The 26329-nt window shown below is 67.4% G+C and carries 19 protein-coding genes; 11 read left to right on the top strand and 8 right to left on the bottom strand.

The genetic code is table 11. The annotated features are described in order from the left end of the window. The first annotated feature begins 13 nt into the window (after positions 1-13). The 6 genes from WS54_RS05100 (at position 14) to WS54_RS05075 (ending at position 6371) form a co-directional block, all read left to right on the top strand. The gene (locus WS54_RS05100) at positions 14-781 is read left to right on the top strand and encodes a phosphocholine cytidylyltransferase family protein (protein ID WP_059783820.1); all 768 of its coding nucleotides are present in this window, start codon (positions 14-16) and stop codon (positions 779-781) included. Beyond that, complete coding sequence (gene aepX, locus WS54_RS05095) at positions 778-2466, top strand: phosphoenolpyruvate mutase (protein ID WP_034205044.1); 1689 nt, start codon at positions 778-780, stop codon at positions 2464-2466. Before WS54_RS05100 ends, aepX begins: the two co-directional genes overlap by 4 nt. Then, positions 2463-3644, top strand: coding sequence for a phosphonopyruvate decarboxylase (gene aepY, locus WS54_RS05090; protein ID WP_059783822.1), 1182 nt, complete (start codon positions 2463-2465; stop codon positions 3642-3644). The genes aepX and aepY overlap by 4 nt, the downstream gene beginning before the upstream one ends. Next, a complete protein-coding gene (locus WS54_RS05085; protein ID WP_059783824.1) occupies positions 3644-4708 on the top strand; it encodes a 2-aminoethylphosphonate aminotransferase in 1065 nt (354 codons plus the stop codon). Before aepY ends, WS54_RS05085 begins: the two co-directional genes overlap by 1 nt. A 275-nt stretch (positions 4709-4983) precedes the next feature. Next, positions 4984-5457: a cupin domain-containing protein gene (locus WS54_RS05080; RefSeq protein ID WP_059783826.1), complete on the top strand. Its 474-nt coding sequence runs from the start codon at positions 4984-4986 to the stop codon at positions 5455-5457. Positions 5458-5552: 95 nt separating this feature from the next. Further along, positions 5553-6371, top strand: coding sequence for a hypothetical protein (locus WS54_RS05075; RefSeq protein ID WP_059783828.1), 819 nt, complete (start codon positions 5553-5555; stop codon positions 6369-6371). Between the two features lie 29 nt (positions 6372-6400). Here the strand turns inward: WS54_RS05075 and WS54_RS05070 are convergent, their stop codons facing one another. Continuing rightward, entirely contained in the window at positions 6401-7552 is a 1152-nt protein-coding gene (locus WS54_RS05070) for an acyltransferase family protein (RefSeq protein WP_059783830.1), read from the bottom strand. A 320-nt stretch (positions 7553-7872) separates the two neighbouring features. On the opposite strand from WS54_RS05070, the gene pip reads away from it, so the two are divergent. Continuing rightward, the gene (gene pip / locus WS54_RS05065; RefSeq protein ID WP_059783833.1) at positions 7873-8805 is read left to right on the top strand and encodes a prolyl aminopeptidase; all 933 of its coding nucleotides are present in this window, start codon (positions 7873-7875) and stop codon (positions 8803-8805) included. A 60-nt stretch (positions 8806-8865) separates the two neighbouring features. Here pip and WS54_RS05060 read toward each other — a convergent pair whose 3' ends face one another. From WS54_RS05060 to WS54_RS05030, 7 genes are all read right to left on the bottom strand, one after another. Next, positions 8866-9138 (bottom strand): hypothetical protein, encoded by a 273-nt coding sequence (locus tag WS54_RS05060; RefSeq protein WP_059785052.1) that lies wholly within the window; start codon positions 9136-9138, stop codon positions 8866-8868. 177 nt (positions 9139-9315) lie between these two features. Then, positions 9316-10374, bottom strand: a complete 1059-nt coding sequence (locus tag WS54_RS05055) for a transglutaminase family protein (protein WP_059783834.1) — start codon at positions 10372-10374, stop codon at positions 9316-9318. Further along, entirely contained in the window at positions 10368-12974 is a 2607-nt protein-coding gene (locus WS54_RS05050; RefSeq protein WP_059783836.1) for a circularly permuted type 2 ATP-grasp protein, read from the bottom strand. Before WS54_RS05050 ends, WS54_RS05055 begins: the two co-directional genes overlap by 7 nt. A 202-nt stretch (positions 12975-13176) precedes the next feature. Beyond that, complete coding sequence (locus WS54_RS05045) at positions 13177-16605, bottom strand: transglutaminase family protein (protein ID WP_059783837.1); 3429 nt, start codon at positions 16603-16605, stop codon at positions 13177-13179. A gap of 93 nt (positions 16606-16698) precedes the next feature. Further along, complete coding sequence (locus WS54_RS05040; RefSeq protein ID WP_034205053.1) at positions 16699-17682, bottom strand: transglutaminase family protein; 984 nt, start codon at positions 17680-17682, stop codon at positions 16699-16701. An 8-nt stretch (positions 17683-17690) separates the two neighbouring features. Then, complete coding sequence (locus WS54_RS05035) at positions 17691-18632, bottom strand: alpha-E domain-containing protein (RefSeq protein ID WP_059500757.1); 942 nt, start codon at positions 18630-18632, stop codon at positions 17691-17693. A gap of 64 nt (positions 18633-18696) precedes the next feature. Next, positions 18697-20112, bottom strand: coding sequence for a circularly permuted type 2 ATP-grasp protein (locus WS54_RS05030; RefSeq protein ID WP_034205055.1), 1416 nt, complete (start codon positions 20110-20112; stop codon positions 18697-18699). Positions 20113-20695: 583 nt separating this feature from the next. Between WS54_RS05030 and WS54_RS05020 the strand changes: the two genes are divergently transcribed. From WS54_RS05020 to pgaA, 4 genes are all read left to right on the top strand, one after another. Beyond that, positions 20696-21691 carry a LysR substrate-binding domain-containing protein gene (locus tag WS54_RS05020; RefSeq protein ID WP_059783839.1) on the top strand — a complete coding sequence of 332 codons (996 nt, stop codon included), beginning with the start codon at positions 20696-20698 and terminating at the stop codon, positions 21689-21691. A gap of 631 nt (positions 21692-22322) precedes the next feature. Continuing rightward, positions 22323-22751, top strand: coding sequence for a hypothetical protein (locus WS54_RS05015; protein ID WP_034205057.1), 429 nt, complete (start codon positions 22323-22325; stop codon positions 22749-22751). A 62-nt stretch (positions 22752-22813) separates the two neighbouring features. Continuing rightward, on the top strand, positions 22814-23572 hold the full coding sequence (locus WS54_RS05010) for a hypothetical protein (RefSeq protein ID WP_059783841.1): 759 nt from the start codon (positions 22814-22816) through the stop codon (positions 23570-23572). A gap of 104 nt (positions 23573-23676) precedes the next feature. Beyond that, a complete protein-coding gene (gene pgaA / locus WS54_RS05005) occupies positions 23677-26319 on the top strand; it encodes a poly-beta-1,6 N-acetyl-D-glucosamine export porin PgaA (protein WP_059783843.1) in 2643 nt (880 codons plus the stop codon). Positions 26320-26329 lie beyond the last annotated feature (10 nt).

Genomic DNA, 26329 nt, shown 5'->3' with positions numbered 1-26329 from the left:
GGTTGGAGAACCCATGCGAGCCATCATTCTTGCGGCAGGCCTCGGCTTGCGCCTGCAACAACCGCCCGAAGCGCAGTTCCCGAAGTGCCTGCTGCGCTTCGACGACGTGTCGCTGCTCGAGCGCCATCTGCGCGTGCTCGATGCCGCGGGCGTCGACGAGATCGTGCTCGGGCTCGGCTTTCAGCACGAGAAAGTCGAGCAGGAACTGAAGCGCCTCGGCCGCCAGGCCGAGATCGTGATCAACGACCGCTACGACCTCGGCAGCGTGCTGACCGTGCATACCGTCGCCGATGCGATGACGCGCGGCGGCGACGTGCTGTTGATGGACGCGGACGTGCTGTACGACGAGAACATCCTGCACGCGCTGGTGGCCGACGCCGACAAGCCGGTCGATCGCCTGCTGATCGATCGCGACTTCGAGGCCGGCGACGAACCCGTCAAGCTGTGCCTGAAGAACGGCGTGCCGGTCGAGCTGCGCAAGCAGCTCGCGGTCGACCTCGACTACGACACGATCGGCGAATCCGTCGGCTTCTTCCGCTTCACCGAAGGCACCGCGCGCCGCCTCGCGACGATCGTCGCGGGCTACGTCGACAGCGGCCGCGCAAACATGCCGCACGAGGAAGCCGTGCGCGACCTGCTGCTCGAAGGCGGCCATGCGTTCGACGTCGCCGACGTCACCGGCTCGCCGTGGATCGAGATCGACTTCCCGAACGACGTCGCACGCGCGACGCAAGACATTCTCCCCCTGATTCAACGCACCACCGCCGGAGCCGCACGATGAACGCACGCGAACCCAACTTCACCGAATCGCGCAGCGCGCGCCTGCGTCGCATGCTCGTCAGCAGCGACCTCGAATTCCTGATGGAAGCGCACAACGGCCTGTCGGCGCGGATCGTCCGCGAGGCCGGCTTCAAGGGGATCTGGGCGTCGGGCCTCGCGATCTCCGCGCAATTCGGCGTGCGCGACAACAACGAGGCGAGCTGGACCCAGGTGGTCGACGTGCTCGAGTTCATGGCCGACGCGAGCGACCTGCCGATCCTGCTCGACGGCGACACCGGCTACGGCAACTTCAACAACGTGCGCCGCCTCGTGAAGAAGCTCGAGCAGCGCGGCATCGCGGGCGTCTGCATCGAGGACAAGCAGTTCCCGAAGACGAACAGCTTCATCGACGGCGAGCGCCAGCCGCTCGCCGAGATCGACGAGTTCTGCGGCAAGATCAAGGCCGGCAAGGATTCGCAGACCGATCCCGATTTCTCGATCGTCGCGCGCGTCGAGGCGCTGATCGCGGGCTGGGGGATGGACGAAGCGCTGCGCCGCGCGAACGCGTATGCGGAAGCCGGCGCCGATGCGATCCTGATCCACAGCAAGCTGTCGCGTCCGGACGAGATCCTGCAGTTCGCGCGCGAATGGAGCGGCAAGGCGCCGCTCGTGATCGTGCCGACCAAGTACTACAGCACGCCGACCGACGTGTTCCGCCAGGCCGGCATCAGCACCGTGATCTGGGCGAACCACCTGATCCGCGCGTCCGCGTCGGCGATGCAGGCCGTCGCGCGCGAGATCCACGAGAATGAAACGCTGATCAACGTCGAAGACCGCGTCGCGTCGGTCAACGAGATCTTCCGCCTGCAGGACGCCGACGAGTATTCGGCGGCCGAGCGCATCTACCTGTCGTCGTCGTCGCGCGCGTCGAATGCGGCGGTCGTGCTCGCGGCGAGCCGCGGCAAGGGCCTCGAAGCCGTCACCGAAGACAAGCCCAAGGTCATGCTGCCGGTCGCCGGCAAGCCGCTGTTGCGCTGGCTCGTCGACGGCTTCAAGAAGCAAGGCGTAAACGACATCACCGTGGTCGGCGGCTACCGCGCCGATGCGATCGACACGTCGGGCATCAAGCTCGTCGTCAACGAACGCCATGCGCAGACGGGCGAGCTCGCGTCGCTCGCCTGCGCGGCCGAACGCCTGACCGGCGACACCGTGATCTCGTACGGCGACCTGCTGTTCCGCAGCTACATCCTGCGCGACCTCGCGGAGAGCGAGGCCGAGTTCAGCGTGGTGGTCGATTCGTCGCTGACCGAGCCGTCGAACCAGAGCGTGCGCGACTTCGCCCTCTGCTCGGCAGCCGACGATCGCGGCCTGTTCGGCCAGAAGACCTACCTGCAACGCGTGTCGAGCGACGTCGCCGCGGGCACCCCGCACGGCCGCTGGATCGGCCTGCTGAACGTGCGCGGCGCCGGTGTCGACCGCCTGAAGGCGATGCTCGCGACGCTGCAGGCACGCCCCGATTTCGACACGCTCGACATCCCGTCGCTGCTGAACGAACTGATCGCCGCCGGCGAGAAGATCGAGGTGCAGTACGTGCACGGCCACTGGCGCGGCGTCAACGACCTGGAAGACTTCCGCCGCGCGGGCGACTTCGCGCACGGCCAGACGCCGCTGTCCGAACCGGGCGCCGGCAACGGGGGCGCGCAATGATCGAAGCGGCACAGTTCGTCGAGGCCGCGCGCGAACGCGGCTTCGACTGGTACGCGGGCGTGCCCTGCTCGTACCTGACGCCGTTCATCAATTACGTGCTGCAGGACCCGACGCTGCACTACGTGTCGGCCGCGAACGAAGGCGACGCGGTCGCGCTGATCGCAGGCGCGACGCTCGGCGGCAAGCGCGGGATCGCGATGATGCAGAACTCGGGGCTCGGCAACGCGGTGAGCCCGCTCACGTCGCTGACCTGGACGTTCCGGCTGCCGCAGTTGCTGATCGTCACGTGGCGCGGCCAGCCGGGTGTGGCCGACGAGCCGCAGCACGCGCTGATGGGGCCGATCACGCCCGCGATGCTCGACACGATGGAGATCCCGTGGGAGACGTTCCCGACCGACCCCGAACAGGTCGGCCCGGCGCTCGACCGTGCAATCGCGCACATGGACGCGACGGGCCGCCCGTATGCGCTCGTGATGCAGAAAGGCAGCGTCGCGCCGTATGAACTGAAGGCGAATCCGGCCGCGAAGCCGCGCGCGCACGTCGCCGCGCAATCGTCGTCGCGCGCCGGGTCGGCCGATGCATGGCCGACCCGCCACGACGCGCTGCAGCGCGTGATCGCGCATACGCCGGTCGATTCGACCGTCGTGCTTGCGTCGACCGGTTTCTGCGGCCGCGAACTCTACGCGCTCGACGATCGCCCGAACCAGCTGTACATGGTCGGCTCGATGGGCTGCGTGACGCCGCTCGCGCTCGGCCTCGCGCTCGCGCGCCCCGACCTGCGCGTGGTGGCCGTCGACGGCGACGGCGCCGCGCTGATGCGCATGGGCGTGTTCGCGACGCTCGGCACCTACGGCCCGGCCAACCTCACGCACGTGCTGCTCGACAATGGCGCGCACGAATCGACCGGCGGCCAGGCGACCGTGTCGCAACATGTGTCGTTCGCGGGCGTTGCCGCCGCGTGCGGGTATGCGTCGGCGGTCGAAGGCGATACGCTCGACGTGCTCGATGCGACGCTGGCCGCAACGGGGAACGGTGCGCAATTCGTTCGCGTGGCGATCCGCACGGGCGTGCCCGACGGCCTGCCCCGCCCGACCGTCACGCCGGTCGAGGTCAAGACCCGTCTGATGCGGCACATCGGCGCCGCGCAGACCGCCGCCCACGTTGAAGGAGCTCATTGATGCTGCTGCTGAACCCCGGCCCGGTCACGCTCACCGAACGCGTGCGCCGCAGCCTGCTGCAACCCGATCTGTGCCATCGCGAAAGCGAGTTCTTCGACCTGCAGGATGAAGCGCGCGCGCGCCTCGTCGCCGCGTACGAACTCGATCCGGCCGAATGGGCCGCCGTGCTGATGACGGGTTCGGGCACCGCCGCCGTCGAGAGCATGATCGCCGCGCTCGTGCCGCAGGACGGCAAGCTGCTCGTGATCGAGAACGGCGTGTACGGCGAGCGGATCACGCAGATCGCCACGCAGTACGGCATCGCGCACGACGTGTTGAAGCATGAGTGGATGCAGGCGCCCGATCTCGCGCAGATCGGTGCGAAGCTCGACGCGGGCGGGTACTCGCATGTCGCCGTGATTCATCATGAAACGACGACGGGCCGGCTGAACGATCTCGGCGCGATTGCGGACGTGTGCCGTGCGCGCGGTGTGAAGATGCTCGTGGATGGCGTCAGCAGCTTCGGCGCGGAAGCGATCGACTTCGCCGGTGGCGACATCGATGCGGTTGCCGCCACCGCGAACAAGTGCCTGCACGGCGTGCCCGGCGCGGCGTTCGTGATCGTGCGCCGTAGTGCGCTCGCGAAGGCGGCGAGCCGGACTTACTATCTCGATCTCGGTCGGCTTGCAAAGCTGCAGGATCAGCGCAATACGCCGTTTACGCCGTCCGTGCATGCGTATTACGCGCTCGTCGAGGCGCTGCGCGAGTTCGATGAGGCCGGCGGCTGGCGTGCGCGACATGCGCATTACAAGGCGCTTGCGGATCAGGCGCAGGCGGGGCTTGCTGCGCGCGGGATGCCGCTGGTGCTGCCGGAAGGTGCGTCGTCGGTCGTGCTGCGTGCGTATCGGTTGCCGCAGGGCGTCACGTACGAGACGCTGCACGACGGGCTGAAGGCGCGTGGTTTCGTGATTTATGCGGGGCAAGGCGGGCTGTCGAAGGAGTTGTTCCGCATCTCCACGATGGGCGCGATTCAAGCGGCCGATGTCGAGCGGTTGCTGGAAGGGTTTACGGCGCTGACGCGGTAAGCGTCGTCCGCGACTTCGTCCCGGAAAGGCCCGCGAGGGCCTTTTTTGTTGTCATTTGCAAATTCCTGAGGCGTGGAACACGTTGTCGGCATTCGGCCAGGAAGGGACACTGGGCCCTATGCCAGCATCGCTGACAATCGCAGCAAAAAAGCGCCTAAAGCAACTGGGGCTCACGACCAATCGAAAGATAGGTTGATTGTTCGAATCAAGATTGACGTCTCCGTCATGCATTTCCACAATCTCTTTTGCCTATTTTGACGGAGTGAGGATTGCAAATGGATCAGCCCCAAGCTTGCATGATCGCCGCCGATGCAATACCCCGTACCAAACCTTCAAACTACCCTGAGCCGTTTGCCTCGCGCATGACGGGACGGGAGAAGAAACCTCTTGGCGATCCGTTCGGTTTGAGTCAGTTTGGTGTGAACTTGACGACGTTGAGCCCCGGCGCGGTGTCTGCTCTGCACCATCGGCACTCGAAACAGGACGAGTGGGTGTATGTCCTCAGCGGCGAGGTCACCCTCTACGTCGGTGACGAAAGCTACCTCATGCGACCTGGAATGTGCGCCGGGTTTCGCGCGAATGGCATGGCGCACCATCTACAAAATAACTCGGCAGCCGATGCCACGATCATCGAGGTCGGCAGCAGGGTATCTGGCGACGCAGTAAGCTATGCAACGGACGATCTCGTTGCTGTGATGGGTTCAAACGGCCAGTGGGGTTTCCAGCACAAGAACGGTGAACCCTACTAATTTCAACGTCCGCTTTGGAGGGAGCTGAACGTCACCGATGGGTCGGTAAGCGCCTCCCACGCATATCAATGAAAACAACATCTCCGATCACGACAATGAAAATCCTGCGCTTCGCCCCGCTGCTGGTGCTCGCCGCCGCCCCCATCGTTCACGCCGCCGACAGCCAGGCTTGCAGCGACGAAACCGTGACAACCATCGCCCGCTGGGCCGGCATCGCGAGCGCACGCATCGCCACGCGCGATGCGGACCGGCTCGTCGTCGCGTCGTCGTGCAAGGCCATGCCGAACGCGCCGGGCACGACGATCGCGGCCGTCGCATTCGATTCGCTGCCGAAGAGCAAGAATCCCGACGAAAGCAGAAAGCTGCAGGTGATCGCGCTCGTCGAGGGCGGCAAGGTCGTGGCGGCCGAGCGGTCGGTAGTCGAAGAGGATGCGGCGACGGAGATCGGTGAGAATAGCTATCGGATCGACACGGCGCCCTACCGGTTGACGCCCGACGTACGCGCGTTCGGCGTCGTGTTTACCAGCAGTGCACGCGGGCCGAGCTGCCCGGATGCCAACGCCGGTGAAGAGTTGACGCTGTGGGTGCGCGAAGGCAGCCGTATCCGCCCGGTGTTCGGCACCAACCTCTACGGCTGGGTCAGCGTCGAAGGCGACGCCTGCGGCCCGGGTGCAGGCGATGCGCGCAGCGAAGAGGCCCGGATGACGATCGCCGTCGAGAAAACGTCGAGCCACGGCTTCGCCGACCTGTCGATCACGGCGCACATCGCGCAGACGCAACGCAAGAACGGCGATTACTCGGATACGGGCAAGCGCACGGCACGCACGATCGTCCACTACGACGGCAAGTCCTATGGAATCGACATGTTCCGGAACTTCTGGTATTCGCCGGCCGCGATGAAACGCTTCAAGTAACGCCGTGGGCACGACACTGCCCCGCCCGCCTACTCCACCACCTTCGGCCCGATCGCATCGGTCGGCGCCGGCATCCGCAACGCATCGCCCCGCACGCGTCGCGCCTCGCGCGCCGAATAGCGATCCTTGAGCCGCAGGAACGGTTTCTCGACGAGAAAGTAGCTGGCGGTCGCGGCAATCAGCGCCCACACGATGCCGAGCGGAAACCCGTGCGGCACCGGCAATCGCGGATTCGCAAACGGCTGCTGCCACAGATAAAGACTGAACGAAATCGTGCCGACGAACACCACCGGCCCGGCGCGCAACCAGCGCGCGCACCAGAACTCGCTGCGGAAATTCAGCACGACGATCACGAGCGCGATCAGCGCGGCTTCGAGCGTCACGCCGTACGTCGCATTCCAGAAACCGCCGAGCCGGTGTTCGGCGAGCGGCATGCCGAGCAGTACGACGAACACGAGCGCCGTCACGATGCGCGCCTCCCCGCGCCACGAACCTATCCACGCTTCGAGCCGTTCGCGGTTGAGCGACGCATAGCAGCCGATCAGGATCGGATCGATACCCGTATGCAGCATCATCCCGAGTTGTCCGCGCAGCGCGGGCGCCAGGAAATACGTGGCGGCGCGCACCAGCGGCACGATCAGGATCAGCGCGGCCAGCCAGCGCGTGCCGGCGCGGCGGATGCCGAACACGAACAGCAGCGGCCAGAACCAGTAGAACTGCTCCTCGAGCGCGAGCGACCAGAAATGGCCGAGGTACCACGCACCGTCCGGATGCAACGAGTTGTCTCCGGTCAGCCCGAACCACGCCGAGTAATTCCACAGGTGCAGCGCCGCATAGAGCCATTGCCGGCGATCGACGTCGAACGAGCCGGTGAAGGCCACGATCGCAACGGCCGCGAGATACACGTAGCAGGCCGGCCAGATCCGCAACGCGCGGCGCACGTAGAACGACGTGAGCGCGACGCCGCCCGTGCGCGCGAACTCGGCGCGCAGCACGTTGGTGATCAGGAAACCGCTCAGCACGAAGAAGATCAGCACGCCGAGCCGGCCGTCGGCGATCAGCCGCAACGGCGCGTACCAGCCCGTATAGCCGCCGGGCAGCACATGCTCGGCATGACCGACGACGACCATCGCGACCGCGACGGCGCGCAACCCGGTCAACTGCGTGACGCGATGGTTCATCGGCTGGAGTCCGTTGGCACGGTGAAGGAACGGGAATCGGCCGGCGCCCGATTGGCCCGCCGACCCGCCGCCGGGATTTTGTATGAAAAATATCGGAATGAAATTGCTTCAAAAATCCGCGTGACACATGCCGCCGACGAGGCGACGGCGCGCCAACGTCCGGCATGACGAATGGGCATAATGACAAGCCTTGTCCGGCGGCGGCCGGTCCGATGCCCACGCAACGAATTTTGCGGCGCAGCAATCTCCGCAGCCGTACGCGTCCGCACACCGGTCCGCGCCTCGTCCGCGTTCTCTCGACCCTCACCCGGAGTCTGCCTGTGTATCCACCGATCGAACCTTACGCCCACGGCCACCTCGACACCGGCGACGGCCACCGCATCTACTGGGAACGCTGCGGCAACCCGGCCGGCAAGCCTGCCGTGTTCCTGCACGGCGGCCCCGGCGCCGGCTGCGGCCCCGACCATCGCCGTCTGTTCGATCCCGAGCGCTACGACATCCTGCTGTTCGACCAGCGCGGCTGCGGACGCTCGACGCCGCATGCGAGCCTCGAGAACAACACGACGTGGGATCTGGTCGCCGATATCGAACGCCTGCGGGAGATGGTCGGCGCCGAGCAATGGCTCGTATTCGGCGGCTCGTGGGGCAGCGCGCTGGCGATCGCGTACGCGGAAACCCACCCCGAACGCGTGAGCGCGCTGATCGTGCGCGGCATCTTCACGATGCGTCGCGCGGAGTTGCTGTGGTACTACCAGGCAGGCGCATCGTGGCTGTTTCCCGATCACTGGGAAGACTTCCTCGCTCCGATTCCGGAGGCCGAGCGCGGCGACCTGATGGCCGCCTACCATCGCCGCCTCACGGGCGACGACGAAGCCGCGAAGCTCGAAGCCGCACGCGCGTGGAGCGTCTGGGAAGGCCGCACGATCACGCTGCTGCCCGATCCCGCGCTCGCCGCGCACTTCGCGGACGGCCACTACGCGCTCGCGTTCGCGCGGATCGAAAACCACTACTTCGTGAACAAGGGCTTCGTCGAGGAAGGCCAGTTGCTGCGCGACGCGCACCGGCTCGCCGGCATTCCTGGCGTGATCGTGCAGGGCCGCTATGACATCGCGACGCCGGCACGTACCGCATGGGAGTTGTCGAAGGCGTGGCCGGATGCGACGTTCGAGATCGTGCCCGGCGCCGGGCATGCATACAACGAACCGGGGATTCTGGAAGCGCTGGTCGCGGCGACGGACCGGTTCGCGGCCTGAGTAACGTCACGCAACGCGGCGCGTGTTTCCGCGCGTACCGCACGCACCCGCGCTGCCCGATCACAACGCCGCTTCGACGATCGTCCTGCCGCTGATCGCCCGCTCGACGAGCTGTTCGTCGCCGACCTTGCGGATCGCGTCGTCGAGCAACCCTTCCGGTTCCTCGGTCGCCACTTTCAACAGGCCCGACAGCCCGCGCGCGTCGAGCACCACCAGCGTCTCCATCGAATCCGCGCGGCTCACGAGCACGCGGCGCAATGCCGGGCCCGCGCCGAAGCTCGCACAAAGCTCGATCGTCTCGCCGCCGAGCGTGTAGTCGAAGTGCTTGATCATGGTCTGCCGCCGTTGCATGAAAATGGCGCCGCGCGACGGCGCGGCGCCATGACGTCGACGCACCCGCGCGTGCCGCCGGCGCGCCGGACCGGGGCCCGAGCCGTTCGCCGGCATCACCATGCTAGGCGTGCAGTATTAACGAAGACTTAAAGCGCGCGGGCCATGCCCGGCGGCCCTTCAAGCCGCATCGAGCGGCTCGACCGTCACGCCGACCCTCAGCTCCTGATCCGCGCCGCCGCCACGGATCACGCCGCGCAGCGGCGTCACGTCCGCATAGTCGCGGCCGACCGACAGCATCACGTAGTCGTCGCCCGGCGCACGATCGTTGGTCGGATCGAGTTGCAGCCAGCCGCCGTCCTCGGGCCACGCCGGATCGTACACGTCGACCCATGCATGCGACGCGTCGGCGCCGATCAGCCGCGGCTGACCGGGCGGCGGCTGCGTCAGCAGGTAGCCGCTGATGTACCGCGCGGCCAGCCCGAGCGAGCGCAGCGCGCCGATCATCACGTGCGCGAAATCCTGGCAGACGCCCTTGCGCAACCGCAGCGCATCGAGCGCCGACGTCGTGATGTCGGTGCTGTTCGGCGTGTACGCGAAATCGGCATGCACGCGGCGCATCAGGTCCCACGCAGCCTGCACGAGCGGCCGTTGCGGCGTGAAGCTCGCGGCCGCGTACGCGGCGAGTTCGGGGTCGCACGCGACGTGCGGCGACGCGAACACGAACTCGCTCGCCGGATCGTACGGTTGCCCCGCGCGGAACCGCAAGCGGTCGCGCACGGCCTCCCAGGCGGTGGCATGCGCGGCGTCCGGGTTCGCGATCGCAGGCGGCGGCTCGCCGCGCGCGCCGAGCGACCACGCGGGCGGCGTCACGCGCACGGTGCTGCGGCTGCGCACCAGCAGCGTGTCGTGCGGCTGATTCAGCGCGAACGACGCCCGCGCGTTGCCGAACGCATCGATCTCGGTGCAGACCGTTTCCGGTGAAGGTTCGATGTCGAGCGCGAACGACAGCACCTGCTGGCGCGGCGTCGCGAGCGGTTGCAGGCGTGCCTGGTGCTGCGCGGATTCGACGCGCGCCGCGTAACGATATTCGGTGTCGTGCGTGACGCGCAGCAACCGGCCCGGCGCGACGGCGGCCGGCGCATCCGTCGCGATCGGCGCCGAGGCCGCGGCAGCCGGCGCCTGCCGCGCGTTTGCGGCGCCGGCCGGTGTTTTCGGCACGCCTTTCGTCGTCACCATAGCGTCCTGCCCGCCTCGCGCACGTGACTGAAATAGCGCTCGCCGATCCGGTTCGACAACTCCCACACCGCTTTCGCCGTCGTGTCGAGCGCGGCGAGCAGCTTGTCGTGCCGACCGCCTTCGGCGGTCTCGCACAGCTCGTGCAACGACCACGCGGGTATGTTCGGAACCGTCTCGGCCAACTCGGACAGCGCATAGCCTTCGCTGCGCTCGACCTTCGTCAGCCGGCCGCGCAGTGCCTGCACGACCCAGCCGAGCGAGCGCGGGTTGTCGGTATCGAGCACGACGAGCGACAGCAGCGGCGCGACGTCGAAGCCGCGCTGGAACCGCGAACGGAACGTGATCGTGCTGTCGAACAGTTCCAGCACGAGTTCGAAGCCGTCCTGCCGATGCACGGCGCCTTCGTCGAACGCGAACTTCAGCACGCTGCACAGGAAGTCGAGCCGGTCGATCTGCCGGCCGATCGACAGCAATCGCCAGCCGTCGTCGCGCGTCATGTTGTCGGTCTGCGCGCCGGTGATCGCGCCAAGCAGCAGGCCGAGACGTTCCAGCAACTGCAGCGCCTCGTTGCCGATCTGCTCCTCCGCCTCCGGTTGCCCTGCGCTGTCCGCGAACAGTTGCGTCGCGTCGTCGATCAGCCGCCACTGATCGCTCGACAGCCGCTCGCGGATCGCGGCAGCCGCGCCGCGCATGCCGAACAGGCACGACGCGATCCCCGACGTGCGATCGGCGCCGCGCGTCAGCGACGTCGCCAGCTCGTGCTGGAACGCGCGCGGCGCATCGACGGCCTGCGGCGCGTCGGCCGCGATCAGTCCCGTATCGCGGCACAACGTATCGATCAGCTCCAGATGCGCGGGACTGTCGACGTCGTCTTCGCCGCGCAGCCGCTCGAGCGCGGCACGCGCCAGGCGCATCAGGTTGGTCGCGCGCTCGGTGTAGCGGCCGAGCCAGAACAGGTTCTCGGCCGCACGGCTCGCGATCGCGCGCGGCCGCTCGACGAGATCGTCCGGGCCGAGGTGCGTCTGCAGCAGCGTCGTCGAATCGACGATGCCCTCGGTCATCACCCACGTATCGACGGTGCTGCCGCCGCGCGGCATCGGCGCGTTGAACAGCGTGTCGCGCGTGCCGACCCGCGACAGCCCGCCCGGCAGCAGCCGCCAGCGCTGCGCGCCGTCGGCGAGCGCGAAGACGCGCAGCAGCAACGGCTTCGGCACGATGCGCGCGCTGCCGTTGCCGTCGGGCGCATCGGGTCGCGGCCAGGTCGGCGCCTGCGACAGCGGCAGATCCGCCTGCACCGTGTAATGTTCGGGCCGCGCGAGAATCCGCGCCCGCCATTCCGCCAGTTGCGCCTGCGTGAGCCGCGCGCCGATCACCGGTTCGAATGCACCGCCTTCCTGCACGTCAGGTGGATAGGATGCCTTGACGATGCCGCGCGCGAGCTGCGGCAGCGCATCGTCGCACGCGGCCGCCTCGCCGCACCACCACGAATGCACGGCCGGCAACGTCAGCGTTTCGCCGAGCAAGCCTTCCGCGAGACGCGGCATGAAGCCGAGCATCGCCGGCGATTCGAGGAAGCCCGAGCCCGGTGCGTTCGCGAGCAGCACGTTGCCCGCGCGCACGGCCTGCAACAGCCCCGGCACGCCGAGCATCGAATCGGGCCGCAGTTCGAGCGGATCGAGCCACGCGTCGTCGACGCGTCGCAGGATGCCGTGCACGGGCTCGAGGCCGCTCAGCGTCTTCAGGAACACACGGTTGTCGCGCGCGGTCAGGTCGCCGCCTTCGACGAGCGTGAGGCCGAGATAGCGCGCGAGATACGCGTGCTCGAAATAGGTCGCGCTGTGCGGCCCCGGCGTCAGCAGCACGATCCGCGAATTCTTCGCGGCGGGGCTGAGCGACTGCATGCTCTGCAGCAGCGCACGGTACGCGGATGCAAGCCGCTGCACGCGCAGCCCGCGAAACCCGCGCGGAAAGAGCCGCGACACGATCAGCCGATTCTCCAGCAGGTAGCCGAGCCCGGCCGCCCCCTGCGTGTGCTGCGCGACGATCCGCCACTGGCCGTCGGGGCCGCGCGCGAGATCGAACGCGACGACGTGCAGCCACGTATCGCCCGGCACGTGCGCACCGCGCATCGCACGCAGGTAGCCGGGGTGGCCGGTGACGAGCGCGGGCGGCAACAGCCCGCGCTGCAGGATCGTCTGCGGCCCGTACAGGTCGGCCAGCGTCGCGTTGAGCAGCCGCACGCGCTGCAGCACGCCGCGCTCGATCGCGACCCAGTCCTCGGGCGTGACGATCAGCGGCAGCAGGTCGAGCGACCACGGGCCGACCGCGCCGTCGCCGGCGCGCTGCTCGTGCAACTGGTAGAAGAGGCCGTTCTCGCGCATGCGCCGGTGCAGCGCGTCGGCGCGGCGGTCGAGGTCGGCCACGCCGTCGCTGCCGATCGACGTGAAGAAATTGCGCCACGCGGGTGCCAGCGCGGGCGCGTTCAGGCCGGCCGCGCTGCCGCGCAGTTCGTCGTAACGGCCGGCTGCCGCCGGCGCCGCGAGCGCGGCGGCCAGTTCGGCGGCGTCCGGCTGGGCGCCGGAATCGAAAAGCGTGGGCATCGCGTCGAGAGCGGCGAGATGATCAAGGTCAATGGGCGGCACGATGTCGTTCCGTCGTCAGGGTGCAACCGCACATGCGCGCCGCCGCACCGGCGGCAAGCTACCGCGGCGCACGGCCGCAATCTGCCCGCATCCTAGCATTCCGGCGCGGCCGCCGGGAGGTCGCGAACCCCGCATCGTCGTCCACCCTGTCATCGATCGATCACGGCCGCCGCAAGTCGAGCGTGAACGGGAATTCACGGCTCGGCGCGGCGGCCGCGACATCCATCCGCCCCGGCGTGTGCCCGATCTCGACGAAGCGCGCGAGCCGGCGGCTTTCGGCTTCGTACGCATTGACGGGGAACGTCGCGTAATTGCGCCCGCCCGGATGCGCGACGTGATATCGGCAGCCGCCGAGCGAGCGTTGCAGCCACGTATCGACGACGTCGAACGTGAGCGGCGCATGCACGCCGATGGTCGGATGCAGCGCCGACGGCGGCGACCACGCCTTGTAGCGCACGCCCGCGACGTATTCGCCGACGGTGCCGGTCGGCTGCAGCGGCAGCGCGCGGCCGTTGACGGTCACGACGTGCCGGTTGTCGTTCAGCCCCGTCACGCGCACTTCGAGCCGTTCGACCGACGAATCGACGTAGCGCACCGTGCCGCCGATTGCGCCCTCCTCGCCCATCACGTGCCACGGTTCCAGCGCACCGCGCAGCGACAGCTGCATCCCGTTCACCGCGATCTGCCCGAACAACGGAAAACGGAATTCGAAATGCGGCGCGAACCACGCGGAATCGAACGCGAAACCGGCGTCGCGCAATTCGGCGAGCACGTCGTCGAAATCCATCTTCAGGAACGCGGGCAGCATGAAGCGATCGTGCAGCGCGGTGCCCCAGCGCGTGAGGGGCGTCGTGTACGGCGCGGTCCAGAAGCGCGCGACCAGCGCGCGCAGCAGCAGTTGCTGCACGATGCTCATCCGCGCATGCGGCGGCATCTCGAACGCGCGCAGTTCGAGCAGGCCGAGCCGGCCGGTCGACGAATCGGGCGAATACAGCTTGTCGATGCAGAACTCGCTGCGGTGCGTGTTGCCGGTCACGTCGATCAGCAGGTTGCGCAGCACGCGGTCGACGAGCCACGGCGGCATGTCCTGTCCGAACAGCAGCTTGTTGCGCTGGATCTCCGCGAACGCGATGTCGAGCTCGTAGAGCTGGTCGTTGCGCGCCTCGTCGACACGCGGCGCCTGGCTCGTCGGCCCGATGAACAGCCCCGAGAACAGGTACGACAGCGACGGATGGTTGTGCCAGTACGCGATCAGGCTCGCGAGCAGGTCCGGGCGGCGCAGGAACGGGCTGTCGGCCGGCGTCGCGCCGCCGAGCACGAAGTGGTTGCCGCCGCCGGTGCCGACGTGCCGCCCGTCGACCATGAATTTCTCGCTGCACAGCCGCGATTGCCACGCAGCGTCGTACAGGAATTCGGTCTGGTCGACGAGTTCGTCGAAGCTCGCGGCCGGATGGATGTTCACCTCGATCACGCCGGGATCGGGCGTCACCTGCAGCAGCTTCAGTCGCGCGTCGCGCGGCGGCGGATAGCCTTCGAGCACGAGCTTCACGCCGAGTGCGTGCGCGGTCGACTCGATCGCGCCGAGCAGGTCGAGATAATCCTCGAGCGCGGCGAGCGGCGGCATGAACAGGTACAGGATGCCGTTGCGCACTTCGACGCACAGCGCGGTGCGCGTGATCCACGCGGCCGATTCGAAGCGCTCGGGCCGACGATGCGGGTCGACGGCGCCCGGCCGCTCGCTCCCGGCCGCGCCGTCGGCACGCCACTGCATCACGGTCGGCGCGGACGCTTCGCGATGCAAGCCGGCCAGATAGCGCGGCGCGTCGGCCGGGCCCGCGTAGCGGGCGCGAATGGCGGCCGCGTCCGGCAATGCATCGCGCGGCGCGAACGGATCGCGTTCGACGAGGTACGGATAGTCGGCGCGGGCCGTCCACGGCAGCGAATCGAGCGGCAGCCGATAGCCCATCGGCGAATCGCCGGGCACCAGATACATCCGCTCGTCGCGGAAAAACCACGGGCCCGTCTGCCAGCGCGGCCCGTCGAGGCCCGGCCGATCGCCGCCCGACGAATCGTCCATGCGCTTGATCGGCAGCACGTAGCCGACCACACTGTCGAGCTGCTGCTCGAACACCTTGCGCAGCCGCGCACGTTCGAGCTCGTCGTCGAGGCGCGCGTCGAACGGATCGACGTTGACGGGCAACCGACGCTCGCGCCACAGGTAGTACCAGACGTCCTCGTAGCCGGGCCGGATGAATTCGCCGGTCAGGTTCAGCCGCGCGGCGAGCGCGTCGATGAAACGCTTCGCGTCGTCGGTGGTATACGCGGACGGCTCGCGCTCGTCGGCGAACAGCGACGGATCGTGCCACACGGGCTGGCCGTCCGCGCGCCAGAAGATCGACAGCGCCCAGCGCGGCAGTTGCTCGCCCGGGTACCACTTGCCCTGCCCGAAATGCAGAAAACCGCCGTCGCCGTATTCGGCGCGCAGCCGCTGCACGAGTTCGGTCGCGTAGCCGCGCTTGGTCGGACCGAGCGCATCGGTGTTCCACTCGGCACCGTCGCGATCGTCGATCGACACGAAGGTCGGCTCGCCGCCCTGCGTGAGCCGCACGTCGCCGGCGGCCAGCGCGCCGTCGACCTGCGTGCCGAGCGCCAGCACGGCATCCCACTGCGACTCCGTATACGGCTTCGTCACGCGCGGCGACTCGTACACGCGCGTCACGCTCATCTCGTGCTCGAACGACACTTCGCACTCGTCGATCAGCCCTTCCACCGGCGCGGCGCTCGTCGGCTGCGGCGTGCACGCGAGCGGAATATGCCCTTCGCCGGCGAGCAGGCCCGACGTCGGATCGAAGCCGATCCAGCCGGCGCCCGGCAGGTAGACCTCGCACCACGCGTGCAGGTCGGTGAAATCGACCGACGTGCCGCTCGGGCCGTCGAGCGATTTCACGTCGGGGGTGAGCTGAATCAGGTAACCCGAGACGAAGCGCGCGGCGATGCCGAGATGGCGGCACAGCTGCACGAGCAGCCACGCGCTGTCGCGGCACGAGCCGGACGCGAGTTCGAGCGTCTGCGCGGGCGTCTGCACGCCCGGCTCCATCCGCACGAGATAGCCGATGTCGCGCTGAAGCCGCTGGTTCAGCGCGACGAGGAAGTTCACGGTGCCGGCCGGCGTGCGGTCCACGCCGTCGAGATACGCGCGAAACAGCGGCGCGGCGCTCGTCTGCGGATCGCATGCGAGATACGGCGCGAGCTCGGTCTTCAGCGCGTCGTCATAGCTGAACGGATATTGCTCCGCGCTCGCTTCGAGGAAGAAGTCGAACGGGTTGTACACCGACATCTCGGCGACGAGATCGATCGTGATCTCGAAGTGCTCGGTGCGCTCGGGAAACACGAGCCGCGCGAGATAGTTCGAAAACGGATCCTGCTGCCAGTTGATGAAGTGCTGCGCGGGCTCGACCGTCATCGAATACGCGAGGATCGGCGTCCGGCAATGCGGCGCGGGCCGCAGCCGCACGACCTGCGGGCCGAGGTTGACGAGCCGGTCGTAGCGATAGCGGGTGGTGTGATGCAGCGCGACGTGGATGGACATGGGAGCTCGAGTCGGGTTGGGCCGGCCGCGCACGCCGCGTCGCTTCCGACGCGGCGGCCCGGCATGGCGGATTCGGCGAAGGCGCGCGCCGGGTCAGACGAGTTCCGGCGTCTGCACGACGCTGATCTCGACGCCGACGGCCGTCGCGCCGAGCCCCGTCACCGGCTGCGCGTCGCGATGGTCGAGGCCGACCGCGATGCGCACGTAGCGTTCGTCCGGGCAACGGTTCATGAACGGGTCGAAGCCGACCCAGCCGAGCCCTTCGACATAGGCCTCGGCCCACGCGTGGCCGGCCGGCTGCTGCATCAGCGCCGCGGCTTGCGGCTGCGTGCCGAGCGCCGCCTGCGACTGCCCCTGCGATTGCGACTGAACGGCATGCGACGCGCCGAGCGCCTGCTGCATGCCGTCGGCGCTCTGCAGCGCCAGCGCTTCCTCGTCCTCGACGTCGCCCGCATGCTGTTTCGCATCGGCGATGCGCTGCATCGCGCTGTCGGCCAGCACGTAGCCCGAGATATAGCGTGCGGGAATCTTCAGCACACGTGCGGCCGCGATGAACGCGTGTGCATGGTCGCGGCTCGTGCCCTCGCCGCTTTGCAGCGCGGTTTCCGCATCGACGGCGGCATCGCCGGCCAGGTTCGGCGCGTACGCGATGCGGCCGTGCACTTCCGTCATCAGCCAGTGCAATGCGTCGAGGCCTCGCGGCTCGATCGGCAACGCGTCGGTCAGCGCGCGCACGGTGTCGCCCGCCTTCGTGAGTGCGGTCTCGCGCTCGAAGATCCACGGCGGCGCATAGCCTTCTGGATTCCCGAGTATGCCCGCGCGGTCCTGCGTCTCGACGACGCCGGCCGCCACGACGACGATCTCGGCCTTCGCGCCGCGATCGTGGCGCACGAGGTCGATCCGGTTGCCGAGCCCGTCGGCGTAAGACAGCGTCGGCTCGACGCCGTCGATCGTGACCTGCCACGCGCGCACCGTTTGCCCGGGGCCCGACTGCGGGCGCAGCCGCAACCGTTGCAGTGCATGGGTGGCCTGATCGTCGAACTGGTAACGCGAAATGTGTCGGATGGCGAGTCGCATGGCAAGCCTCAGTCGAAGTTGTAAGCCTGGGCGATTTCGAGCCCGAGGCTGTTGTTGCGGCCGATGAAGTCGGTCAGGAATTCGTGCAGGCCGCTCTTGAAGATCCGCTCGACCGAGGTATCGGACAGCATTTGCAGAATCTTCGTGGCCGTGTCGTGACACGGGTGTGTCACGCCGTAATCCTTCGCGAGCAGGTTCAGGCTCGACACGACGCGCCCGTAGCAATAACGCAGCGAACGCGGCATGCGGCCGTTCAGAATCAGGTAGTCGGCGATGTTGAGCGGCTTGTACTGTACGTCGTACACCCAGCGATACGAACGGTGTGCAGCCACGCAGCGCAGGATCGTCTCCCATTGGTAGTTGTCGAGGATCGTGCCGACGTGCGATACCGACGGCAGCAGCAGGTGGTATTTCACGTCGATGATCCGCGCGGTGTTGTCCGCGCGTTCGACGAATGCGCCGATCTGCGCGAAATCGAAGATCTCGTTGCGCAGCATCGTGCTGTAGAAGCTGCCGAGGATCAGCGCGGTTTCGCGCTTCACCTGGTCGAGCACGGCCGGCAGCTCGCTTTCCGGCACCGGCTGCGCCAGCGCGCGGCGCAGCGCGAGCCACGCGCCGTTCACGCTTTCCCACGCCTCGCGCGTCAGCGCCGTGCGCACCATCCGCGCGTTCGAGCGCGCGGCCTCGATGCACGACAGCACGCTCGACGGATTGTCGCGGTCGCGCAGCAGATAGTCGGTCACGGTATCGGCCGCATACGCGTCGTATTTCTGCCGATAGCCGTCGTCCGCGCCCGAGCTGACGAGCACCGACGACCATTCGGCCGGCGCGTCGGCCGTGCGCGTAAGCGCCATCCGCAGCCCGGCATCGACGATGCGCGCGATGTTCTCCGCGCGCTCGATATAGCGGTACATCCAGTAGAGACCGCTTGCAGTACGTCCCAGAAGCATCTCGTGTCCACTCCGTCTTCGTTCGGTTCGCGCGCCGGCTCCGGCGCGCGCGGTCGTGCCCGGCTCAGTCGGCCAGCACCCAGGTGTCCTTGGTGCCGCCGCCCTGGCTCGAGTTGACGACGAGCGATCCTTCCTTCAGCGCGACGCGCGTAAGCCCGCCCGGCGTGATGCGGATGCGGTCCGACACCAGCACGAACGGACGCAGGTCGACGTGGCGCGGCGCGAGGCCGGCGTCGGTCAGGATCGGCGTCGTGGACAGCGCGAGCGTCGGTTGCGCGATGTAGTTCGCGGGACGTGCGCGCAGCTTCGCGGAGAATGCCTCGAGTTCGGCCTTCGATGCGCACGGCCCGACGAGCATCCCGTAGCCGCCCGAGCCGTGCACCTCCTTCACGACCAGTTCGTCGAGATGCTCGAGCACGTACTTGAGGCTGTCGGCCTCGCCGCAGCGCCAGGTCGGCACGTTCTCCAGCATCGCCTTGCGGCCCGTGTAGAACTCGACGATCTCCGGCATGTACGAGTAGATCGCCTTGTCGTCGGCGATGCCGGTGCCGGGCGCATTCGCGATCGTGATGTTGCCCGCGCGGTACACGTCCATGATGCCTGCCACGCCGAGCACCGAATCCGGGCGGAACGTGAGCGGATCGAGGAACGCGTCGTCGACGCGGCGGTACAGCACGTCGATCGGCTGGAAGCCTTCGGTCGTGCGCATCGCGACGCGGCCGTCGATCACCTGCAGGTCGCTGCCCTCGACGAGGTGCACGCCCATCTGGTCGGCGAGGAACGAATGTTCGTAGTACGCGGAATTGTGGATGCCGGGCGTGAGCACCGCGACGGTCGGATTGTCGGTGTTGCCGCCCGGCGGGCACACGGCCGCGAGCGACTGGCGCAGCATCTGCGGATAGGTTTCGACCGGGCGCACCTTCACCTGCTGGAACAGCTCGGGGAAGAGCTGCATCATCGTCTCGCGGTTTTCCAGCATGTACGACACGCCGGACGGCGTGCGCGCGTTGTCTTCCAGCACGTAGAACTCGTTCTCGCCGGTGCGCACGATGTCGACGCCGATGATGTGCGTGTAAACGTTGCCGGGCGGCCGGAAGTCGATCATCTCGGGGATGAACGCCTCGTTGTGCGCGATCAGGTGCTTCGGCACGATGCCCGCGCGCACGATTTCCTGGCGGTGGTAAATGTCGTCGAGGAACGCGTTCAGCGCCATCACGCGTTGCTCGATGCCGAGCGACAGCCGGCTCCATTCCGCCCCCGAGATGATGCGCGGGACGATGTCGAACGGAATCAGCCGCTCGGCGGCCTCCGCGTCGCCGTAGACAGCGAACGTGATGCCCGTCTTGCGGAACACGCCTTCCGCATCGTGGGCTTTCTGGGCGAGGCTCGCGGGATTCTGCGTGTCGAGCCATTGCTTCAGGCGCGCGTAAGGCGCCCTTACCATGTCGCCGGATTGCAGCATTTCATCGAATGGCTTCATCGACCTTTTCTCCATCGATCGTTTTCCCCGGCATTGCGCATGCCGGACCGGCGTACTGAATGCTTTGCAAGGAACGTGCCTTGCTCGATCCCTTCGATATCCCCCTGTTTTGCGCCGCCCAGGCACGCCCGTGCGGCATTTCGCACCACAACGGTGCAGCGCCCGACGCGACGGGCGCCGGCCGTGCGCCGCAAGCGCGCACGGCCGATGCGGCGCCGCGCCCGACGAACATAGTTCTCCAGCGTGTCACGGATGTGCAATCTGCACTGCACCAAAAGCGGCGAGCCGGGCCCCCGGAACGACCGCCAGCGGGCGGGCCGGCACGCACACGGCGCAGCCGGCCCTGAGGGGAAGTGCCGTCCGGGCGGCCGGGACAGTCCGATGCGGTGAACCGTCCGGTTAACCGGTCCGGCCCCTCAACGCTATGCAGCCGTAATCCCGCCGACAATGCCCATGCATATTTCGACTGACACCCATCGAAAAAAAACATCGGCCCGACCGGCGCGAGGCGCGGTACGCTAGAACGTTGGTCAGCAGACGGCGCCGCCTTTCAGGCGCCCGACTATAAAAAGCGAAGATCGAAATGGAAGCAAAGTGGCTGGAAGATTTCCTGAGCCTCGCGGATACCAAGAGTTTTTCACGGGCCGCGCGTCACCGGCACCTGACGCAGTCGGCGTTCAGCAGACGAATCGCCGCTCTCGAAACCTGGATGGACGCGAAGCTGGTGGACCGGAGCATCAATCCGATCGCGCTGACGCCCGCCGGCCAGATGTTCCGCGGACTCGCCGCGGACATCCTGCGCAGCATGTATGCGGCGCGCAATCTCGTGAACGGCTATGACCAGTTCGCGGCGAGCGACCAGGTCGTGCGCTTCGCCGTCGCGCATACGCTCGTGTTCACGCTGTTTCCCGAATGGCTCAAGCGGCTCAACGGCGAGGTCGGCCACGTGACCGCGCGCGTCAATGCGGTGAACGTGCCGGAAGGCGTGCAGCAACTGGTCGAAGGCGAATGCGACCTGCTGCTCGGCTATCACCATCCGCAGTTGCCGATCGTGCTCGACCCGAACCACTTCCCGTTCGTCAGTCTGGGCGTCGAGCGGATCCTGCCCGTGTCGTCGCCCGACGCGCACGGCAAGCCGGTATTCCAGCTGCCCGGCACGCCCGATGCGCCGCTGCCGCTGCTCGCGTATTCGTCGGGCGCCTTTCTCGGCAACATCGTCGAGATGCTGCTGTTGAATGCGACCGAGCCATATGTCCTGCACCGGTGTTTCGAAACGCACATGTCCGAAGCGCTGAAAGGCATGGTCGTGGCCGGGCACGGCATCGGCTGGCTGCCCGAGAGCTGCGTCGCGAAGGAGCTCGCTGACGGCACGCTCGTGTGCGCGGGCACCGGCGACTGGATCACCGAACTCGAAATCCGCCTGTATCGATCGGCGCGCAAGCGCGGGCTCGCGGCCGAGCAGCTGTGGGCCTACATCATGAACCGGCCGCGCACGGCGATCGACGGTGCGATCGGCGCCGAAGAGGCGGCCGCACCAGCGATGCGCAGCGCGCGGCGAAGCGCGAGCGGCAGTCGCTGATGAAGCCTTCGCGCCGTGGATATCCACGGCGCGCATGCGCGTTCCTTCATCGGCAATCGATAATTCCATCCGACGCCGTTAATCCCTCCTCGACTGTAATCGATCTCGATAAAACGCAAACGTTTGCGAATTCATATCGTACTTTTTACTGCTTTCCGTATTAAGTAAGAATATTCAGGCCGATTTTCAGGACAGAAATACCTTGTTACACAAGTTTCGATTTACCTGTAAGTATCGGAATAACCAAAAATGGCGCACCCTCATTTCATGATGTGCGACTCGAAGCCCTGTTTTCATGGATTTGCGCCGATCCCGGTGCAATAGTTTCTTTTATCAGTCGTTATTTTTCGGCAGGAACGTCGATACCTCCGACGTGATTCAAAGCGTGCTCGATCATCGCTACCGACGAGCAATTTTCATGTTCGGCAATATCGACTTTATTCAGCAATAAGCGATCCTCACCAATCCCTCCTTATCCTATTTAGATAGGACCTTTTACCCTCGTCCCATTCGGGCCACACGCGGTTGTTGGTTCAAAAACCATCGTGTATCAATAGCGTGTCGCAAAAAGAACGTTGGCAAATTCGACTCGGGGTCGGTGCACGTCATCGACTCCGGACGGGAGATTGCAATGTCACCCTCGCTTCGACAGCATGCTCGCCCTTTTCTGAGCGTCGTGCTCTCCACGCTCTGCATGAACGCCATGGCACAGACACCGGCGACCTCGGCGCCGCCGGCGTCCGGTCCGGGAGCAAACCGGTACGTGATTTCGTATATCTGCGGCGATGCGCGGATCGACGGTACCGCGCCGCTGCCGCCCGACGGCCGCCCGTACAACCTGGGCGTGTCTTTCGTGTCCGGAAACACCGGGCAGCCGCTCTCCAACGTGCAGGTGCGCCTGCGCCGGCATGGACGCGTGCTCGTCGAATTCAACGCATCGGGATCGCGCTGCCTGTTCAGCGTGCCCGATGCGAGCTATCGGGTCGAAGGGACCTATCAGGGAGCAACCCAGTTCGCGATCGTCGAGACGGGCACGCTCACGACGCAGTTGCGATGGTGAGCGTCGCGTCGCCCCGCTGCGATCACGTCATTCGTGGAACGCATCGAATCAAGGAGTCTTGAATGCCCCGTGCAGAACGACCGGACGACTCGCCTGTCCGTCAGCCGAAACCCTCGTGGGGTCCGGGAAAGAATGCGGCGCTCAGCATCGCCGCGTTTGCCGCGATCTTCGGCGCTTTCGCGTATGTCGAGCGAGACGCGAGGGTCGGCCATGCGAGCGTGACGCACGATATCGCCGGCGTGATCGGAACCGCCGTCGGCAAGTACCGCAAGCTCATCGTCACCGCGACCGGCGGTGCGTCCGGCCCGGCGGCGACCGCCGGCTCGACGTCGACGCTCGCGCAGGCCGGGCCGGTTCCGCCGTCCGCCTCGGCTGCGCCTGCCATGTCGGCCGCGGTCGAACCGGCCGCGCCGCCGGACACGACGGCCCGTTCCGAACCGAAACACCCACGCCGCGCGCATCTGCCGGCGACGAAGCTCGCGGCCGACCCGCACGCCGCGTCGACCGGCAGCCGTACGGCGCGCCCGGGCGATGCGCACCGGACGTCACGTTCGCAAACGCTGGCGCGCACGAGAAAACATCCGGACCCCGTGCCGAAGCAGCAACCGCAGTCGTATATCGCCGACACGTCGCATATGGAGGCCACCAGCGTCACGCACGACGAGCTGGAAGGCGCCCGCGCTCTGGCCAAGGCGCGCTGGTGCGCACGGATCGACGAATGGAGTTGTGTAGAGCAAAACGCGAGCCGTGCACTCGCCATCGACCCGAAGAACAGCGAATCGCGCGCGCTGCTTGGACAAGCGATCCGCAACCGCCTGTGAACCGGTCGGACGACGCCTGGCCTCGCTGCCCGGCGATGCGACGACCGGCGACGCGCGTCGTCGGGCGTGCAACCGATGTGATCGTTTCAAAGTGAGGACACACCGTGGCCAACAATCGTCGACAACAATGCACCACCGTCGCTCCGCCGAATCGGCGGATCCTCCTGCATGCGCCGCTTCTGTGCCTGCTCGTCGCGTCCGGCTCGTGCCTTGCCGCCGAAGGCGACGCGGAGCCGCGCAGCGCGAGCGAAATCGCCGGATCCCGCGGCACGCCGGATGCGCTGCCGCCCGACCTGCAGCCGACGGGCGTGGCGACGCAGGCCGCGCAGGGTTCGGGCGCGCAGCCCCCTTACGCGCCGACGCCGATCGCTCGGGCCTCGGATGCGTCGATGCAGAGCGCGCAGGGATCGAACCCGGCGATGCCGACCACGGTCGTGGTGGACCCGGATGCCGCGCAACCGAGCGCCGCGGTGCAGGCGCCGACCTCGTCGAATGCCGCCGCAGCGGTCGAGCCTGCGTCGAACGCGCCGATGCTGCTGGCCCAGGCATTCGACACTTCGCCGCCCGATACGTCTGCGCCGCGCGAGCGAAAGTCGGATGCACCGCAGCAGCTCGCCCAGACCGCGACCGCTGCACCGCCGGCTACGCCCGCTACGCCGACGCTCACCGCTCAGGCATCCGGCACGCCGATGCCGAATGCGCCCGCGCCCGTGACCCAGCCGTCCGGTACCGCACCGCCGTCGTCCCCACAACCGACTTCACAGTCGCCCGGTGCGCAGCTCCCCGGCGAGCCGACCCAACGATCGCAGGGGCCCGACGTCGAAGCACCGAATGCACAAGCGCCGAATCTGCGCACGGCCGATGTCGCGACGGTGCGCAACGACGTGTTCGGCCTCGCGGCCAGCGGCGGCGCGGTCAAGGCGCTCGATGAAGCGAAGGCTCGCCCCGACGCCTTCTCCGCCGTCGACATCGCGCAACTGGAAGAACTGTCGATTCGCCAGCAGGTGCGCGGCGGACGCGACAAGTCGCGTTCGATGACGAGTTCGGACCGCTTCGACGGAATCGACAGCGCGCTGCGCGCGGCCGACGACCTCGACAAGCGGATACCGGCCACGCCGGAGTACACGCCGGTGCGCACCGCGCTCGCGGGCGACCGGGTAGTCGCCCTCGCGGCACGCGGCGACATGAAGACGGCCGTCGCGACGTTCGAGACGATTCCGTCCAACGCGGAAATCTCGATCGACGCGCTCGCGGCCGTCGGCGACGCCTATCTGTATCTGAGCGAGCCGGCCAAGGCGAACGCCGTGTATGCGCGCGCGCTGAAGCAGGCCACCGCATCGCCGACGGATCGCGCGACGCGCGGCTTCCAGTACGGCTCGCGTACGCGTCCGATCGAGTTGCAGGAAGGGCTGTTCTGGTCGTACGTCGACCAGGGCCGCGCGGCGCAAGCGAAGCAGGTGCTCGACGACATGGAGAAGTCGCTGCCGCCGGCCAAGCAAGTGACCCACGTCGGTCCGGGAGAAAGCGACTACCTGCGCTACTACCGGCTGCGTGCGCAATACCTGATCTTCACGGGTCACGCCAACGAAGGGATCGCCGCGCTCGAACAGCTCGAGCAACAGGTGCCGTTCAACGCGGAGATCCGCGCCGCGCACGCCGATGCGGTGTCCGGCCAGGCCCATCCGCGCCAGGCGATCTCGATGTATCGCGCGTCGCTGACCGATCACCCGGACAGCGTCGAGATGCTCGCGGGCCTCGGCCGCGCGTCGCTCACGGCGGACGACTACGCGACCGCGAAGACCGTCGACCAGACCCTGGGCAACACGTTCCCCGATAGCGGCGCCGTGCGCGGCTTCAAACGCGACTACAACGCATACCGCAGCCCGGTGTTCACGACCGACCTCAGTTTCGAGCACGGCAACAGCGCGCTGGCCGACAACAGCTTCACGTCGGACAGCTATGTGTATTCGCAACCGTTCGGCGACAACTGGCGCGTGTTTTCGCACACGTTCTACGGTTTCGCGCAGACCGACGGCGGCAGAGTCAGCCGCACGCGCACGGGCATCGGCGGCGACTACCGGCACGGCCCGCTCACGGTGCTGGGCGAAGTCACGCGCTCGATGGGCTCGGACGGCCGAACCGGCGGCCGCGGGACGATCGCGTATGCACTGAACGACTACTGGACGGTCGGCGCCGGGCTCGACACCAACGACAACTCGCTGCCGTGGAAAGCGTATGCCGCGCACATCTGGGGCCGCTCCGCGAACGTCGAGGTCGTGTATCGCCAGAACGACCGGCGCGAAGTCAAGCTGAGCTACGGCGTGAGCCGCTACAGCGATTCGAACCTGCACCAGGAAATCGCGGCGACCGCCACGCAGCGCGTGTACACGTCCGCGAACCAGCTCGTCAACGTCTCGCTGAATCTCGGTACCGACAGCAACACGCGCCGGGACGCGCCCTACTTCAGCCCCGGGCGCGACTACGCGGCCGCGGCGACCGTCATGCATCAACTGACGCTGTGGAAGAAGGGCGACACGGGGCTGCAACAGCGCCTGTCGGTGTCGGGCGGCGCGTACAACGAGCGCGGCTTCGGCACCAGCCCGCTGTGGAGCGCGCGTCTCGAGCATGCGTGGACGTTCAAGCACGACATCACGCTGAGCTACGGCGTCGAGGTCAGCAGCCACGCGTACGACGGCCAGCGCGAGCGCTCCGAAACCGGCTTCCTGTCGCTCAACCTGCCGTTCTAGCAAGGAGATC

The organism is Burkholderia sp. NRF60-BP8, assembly GCF_001522585.2.
GTDB lineage: Bacteria > Pseudomonadota > Gammaproteobacteria > Burkholderiales > Burkholderiaceae > Burkholderia.
Note: the sequence above shows the minus strand (reverse complement) of the source record. Positions and strands in the feature narration are given on the sequence as shown.